We start from the raw sequence: 4,277 nt of genomic DNA on the forward strand, positions 1-4,277 counted from the left end.
CCGGCGGACAACCCGCCGGAAATCGATCAGGCCAAGGCGACACCTCGTAAATCTGGGTGTCGCCTTACGCCCTCAGTGACGTGTCCGGTGACAGCCGCCGCATAGACCCCGCCAGCCCCCGCGCCATAGGCGTCGAACACGTGGCGGTAGATCACTTCGCACTTTCGACTAAAGAGCGCCTCATCGTAGGCCTCGGGCAGACCGTCGTCCAAGGTCGTCTCAATGGCCCGCCGGATAGCGCCCCTCGCTTGCTCCTTTTTTGTCCAATCCAGCACCAGCTTGCCGTCCTTCAAAGTCTGCAGGAGGCGCCGGGCCACCGCCTTGACCTCCTCGCGCTCCTTGTCCTTCAGCTCTGGTTCCGGCTTGGTCAGGATGTCAAACAGCGCCTTCTCCTCTTCGGTAAGCCCCTCGCGGATCGCCTCTTGCTCCTCGGCGGACAGGTCTTCCGCGAGTTCCATGAGGGCGCGGAAGAACGTCTCGATGTTCTGGCTGCCGCTGTTGTAGCTGTCGATCAGCTTCGGTGTTGGTTTCCGCGCGGAAACCAACAAGAGGACCTTATGGGCGAAAAATTAAGTTAGCAAATTCTCCCGGTCCACCCTGGTGCTTCCTCCCGGTATCGGCCGGTCGTGGAGCCCAAGGGTGAACCCGGTAGACGGCTGTTCGCGCGAGGGGCAGAAGCATTCTCATTGTCGCGAAAGACTGACCGACTGTGGTACGATGCCAATCGCTGTCTATCCTAAAGGCATTGGGGATGGTGAATGAGATCTGACGAAGAAGAGCAGCGACTTGCTCGGCTGGAGGAGGCCGTTGTCCTCCTCACAAAGCTCTCCGAGCCAAAGCCCAAAAGTTGGTGGGACTGGGTGCCGACAGAGAAGATCCGCGACTTTATTTATATTATTGGCGTACCAGCCCTGATTTTCAAAGCCTTTCTCGAATTTGACGAATACTTTACAAGCCGAGAAGCAAATAGTCTCGCTGAACGCCGAGAAGCGGCGATCTCACGGCTTGATCAGCTGCAGGACATTAACAGCGAGATCTATCGGCTGCAGACCGAGGGCAAAGGTGACACGGCCTTCGCCCTCATCGAAGCGAAGCGCGGGCAGATTGCGCGTTTGACCGACACGGTATATCTTGAATGGCAGGAGCAGCCGGAGATGCTAAAGCGCTTCGATCTCAATGCGCTGGCCGAAGCGCTCCTCGTGCAGGATCGCACGGACGATGCGCTACGCGTAGCCGAGGCCGTGTCGGCCGAGGGCCTGAGCCCAATCGCCGCCATCGATCAGCAAATCCTGAAGGCGCGTATCCAGTTCGCGCTTGGCCCCGCTCACGATATTGAGGCGGCTCGGCAGCACTTGCGCGATGCGGTTCCACTCATCGACGGCGTCGTGCGCGAGGGAAGCAAATTCTTGATGCAGGAGAAGATGCTGCAGGTCCGGGTCCTCAATGAAGGCTGGCTCAGCCAACCCTGCGAGGCGATCCTGCCCATGGCCGTGGCGCTCCGAGAGCTACGCGCCTTCAACGCCGAGGCGGGTGCCACGGACGATAGTTTTCAGTCGGAGCTCACAGCGAGCGCAGTTGAAGCTAAGTGCGACGGGCAATCCAGCCGAAATATTCTTCCATGATCAAGCCAAACGCTGATCGGCACAACAATGCATAGGCTTCAAAAAAGACATGTTCGCCCGGCATTAGGCATAACTTGAGGATTCTTTATCCGACTTTGCTGCTTGCGACGGCATTCTCCCGGTTCCGGCCAGTCGCGGGGCGCCCCGCGCAACGCGGTAGGCGGCCGGTCGCGGCGGGGACGGGTATGGGATCAACCCCGTCACCTGCGCCGCCGGCAAGGCGGCGGGTCCCGCGGTTCCGGCCGGTGGCAGGGCCGGGGCCCGTGAGCGGTGAGCCACCTTTCGCGCGAAGAACGGGCCGCCTGCCCCAACACGGTTTACTTGTTGCCCCAGCATCAGACGCTTTCAATCTAGCGGCTTCCTTCGACAAATGGATGTCCAGGGAAAATCGGGCCAGCTCACCCTGCGCGTCCGCTGATCACGCCGACCGCAAAAACGCTTCTTTCCACCTCGATGCACCAGTGCCATGTTCAACGGTGATCAGCCTCGTGCGCCTCACGCTCAAGCAGCGCGGTTTTACAAGAGGATTGCGCCATGAAATTCGCTCTGTCCCATTCTTCGCCGCGTCTCTGCGCGCTTGCGCTCGCGACGCTCCTTGCAGCACCGGCGACGGCGGCTGACTTCACCATCGGCGTGCAGAGCGACCCGGACGTGCTCGACCCAGCGCAAGGCACCTCGGTCGCCGGTCGCGTGATCTTCGCGGCGATGTGCGACAAGCTAGTCGACGTGACGCCGGAAAGCGGCCTCCAGCCGCAGCTCGCCACCAACTGGACGTGGTCCGAAGACGATCTGACCCTCACCCTTACCTTGCGCGAGGGGGTCAAATTTCATGACGGCGAGCTGATGGACGCCGATGCGGTCAAGTTCAATCTCGACCGCTATCGCAGCGATCCGATCTCGCGCCGCCGCAACGAGCTGTCTTCGGTGGAGAGCGTCGAGGTCACGGGCCCAGCCACCGTTGCGATACACTTGAATAGACCCTTCGCGCCGCTCGTCGCCGTGCTGTCGGACCGCTCGGGCATGATGATGTCGCCCAAGGCGATCGCGGCCGCGGGCGAGGATATCGGCCTCCACCCGGTCTGCGCAGGCCCGTTCGAGTTCGTCGAGCGGGTCTCACAGGACCACATCGCGCTGAAGAGATTTGCCAATTACTGGAATGCTGAAGATGTTTCGCTCGACAGCGTGACCTATCGCATTATCCCTGACGCCAGTGTCCGGCTGTTCAATCTTCGCTCGGGCGATCTCGACATGATTGAGCGCGTGACTCCCTCCGACATACCCTCGATCGAGCAGGATCCCGACGTTAGACTGATCGCTGGCCCCTCGATCGCCTACGACATGATCACCTTCAACGTCGCCCATGGCCCTGCCGCCGACAATCCGATCGGGCGCAGCGCCAAGGTTCGCAAGGCGCTTGAACTGTCGCTCGACCGCGAAGCGATCAACCAAGTTGTTTATGACGGACTGTTTGTGCCGGGCAACCAACACGAGCTAAACGGCACCGCCTATTGGGACCCCGCCTTTCCAATGCCCCCCCGAGACATCGCCAAGGCCAAAGCGCTACTTGCGGAGGCCGGCGTCGAGAACCCTTCGTTCACCATGATGGCCTCAAACAATGCCACTGCAAACCAGTTGAGCCAAGTCATTAAGGCTATGGCCGCCGAAGCCGGCTTTGAGATCGAGATCCTGTCACTCACGCCTGCGACTTGGGTGGCCGACGCTGAAGCTGGTAATTTTGAGGCCAATATCTCGATCTGGAGCGGTCGCCCTGACCCAGACGCCAACATCACGCCTTGGGCGGCATGCAAGGGGTTTCTCAACCGGGGCCGGTGGTGCGACGAGGAGTTCGACAGGCTGCTTGCCGAGGCGCGCGGCTCGACCGACCCTGACTTCCGCAAGGCTCGCTACCATGAAGCGATGGCGATCTATTTGGAGGCCGTGCCCCAGATAGTGCTCTACCATTATAAGGGCCTTTGGGGAGTCCGCAGTGGCGTTCAGGGCTTTACTCCCTACGCTGATGGCCTGATCCGCCTGACAGGGGTCCGTGTCGACGAATAGAGCCGCAGGCTGGGCACAGCTGTCGGCGAGGCGCCTAGTCTGGAAAATGCGACTGCGTTGAAGTTAGGGGGGGTGAATCATCTGACGCACTTCCGCCTGCACGGCGACATCTGAGCGATTTTGGTGATCACGCGACGAGGATGAGGAAAGCTCGATCAAACCCGAACTGAAGACGATCGACTCGTCTGTGTGCTCGAGCCCCAGAAATACTGTTGCGCCGAAAGGCTCCGCCTCCCGGTTCCGGCCAGTCGCGGGGCGCCCTGTGGAGCACGGTAGACAGCCTGTCGCGCACACGGCGGGTGCGGGTCACCGGAGTTCGACAGTTCCCGACGGAAGAGCTTCGCAGATGGCGATGACGTCGACGTGATTTCAAAGGGTTAGTGTCTGCGAGCGGCGATTTCCGCGGATAACGTGTAGTTACATGCGCACGCTCTTTACCTACTGGCGGCAGTGCAGGTAGGGCGCTATCCTGCATGCCATGTTCACGCGCATCACTGAGAATGGCGGCCGGCGCTACCTCCAGATCATGGAGTCCTTCCGCAACGAGGCCGGCAAACCCCGTCTGCGGGTCGTCGCCAATCTCGGGCGCGTCGACAC

General features: G+C 60.8%; 3 protein-coding genes. 2 read left to right on the forward strand and 1 reads right to left on the reverse strand.

Annotated elements, in window-relative coordinates:
• Nucleotides 1–26: 26 nt before the first annotated feature.
• The gene (locus BLW43_RS22375) at nucleotides 27–548 is read right to left on the reverse strand and encodes a type I restriction enzyme endonuclease domain-containing protein (protein ID WP_093257100.1); all 522 of its coding nucleotides are present in this window, start codon (nucleotides 546–548) and stop codon (nucleotides 27–29) included.
• 210 nt (nucleotides 549–758) lie between these two features.
• Here BLW43_RS22375 and BLW43_RS22380 point away from each other — a divergent pair, with 210 nt between their 5' ends.
• The gene (locus BLW43_RS22380; protein WP_093257102.1) at nucleotides 759–1,622 is read left to right on the forward strand and encodes a hypothetical protein; all 864 of its coding nucleotides are present in this window, start codon (nucleotides 759–761) and stop codon (nucleotides 1,620–1,622) included.
• 534 nt (nucleotides 1,623–2,156) lie between these two features.
• On the forward strand, nucleotides 2,157–3,680 hold the full coding sequence (locus tag BLW43_RS22385; RefSeq protein ID WP_093257106.1) for an ABC transporter substrate-binding protein: 1,524 nt from the start codon (nucleotides 2,157–2,159) through the stop codon (nucleotides 3,678–3,680).
• Nucleotides 3,681–4,277: the final 597 nt, after the last annotated feature.

Source organism: Rubrimonas cliftonensis (genome assembly GCF_900107585.1).
GTDB lineage: Bacteria > Pseudomonadota > Alphaproteobacteria > Rhodobacterales > Rhodobacteraceae > Rubrimonas > Rubrimonas cliftonensis.

What these genes read in the sequence shown, in the direction of transcription:
- BLW43_RS22380 (WP_093257102.1), top strand. Translation starts at nt 759, where the DNA reads ATGAGATCTGACGAAGAAGAGCAGCGACTTGCTCGGCTGGAGGAGGCC.
- BLW43_RS22385 (WP_093257106.1), top strand. Translation starts at nt 2,157, where the DNA reads ATGAAATTCGCTCTGTCCCATTCTTCGCCGCGTCTCTGCGCGCTTGCG.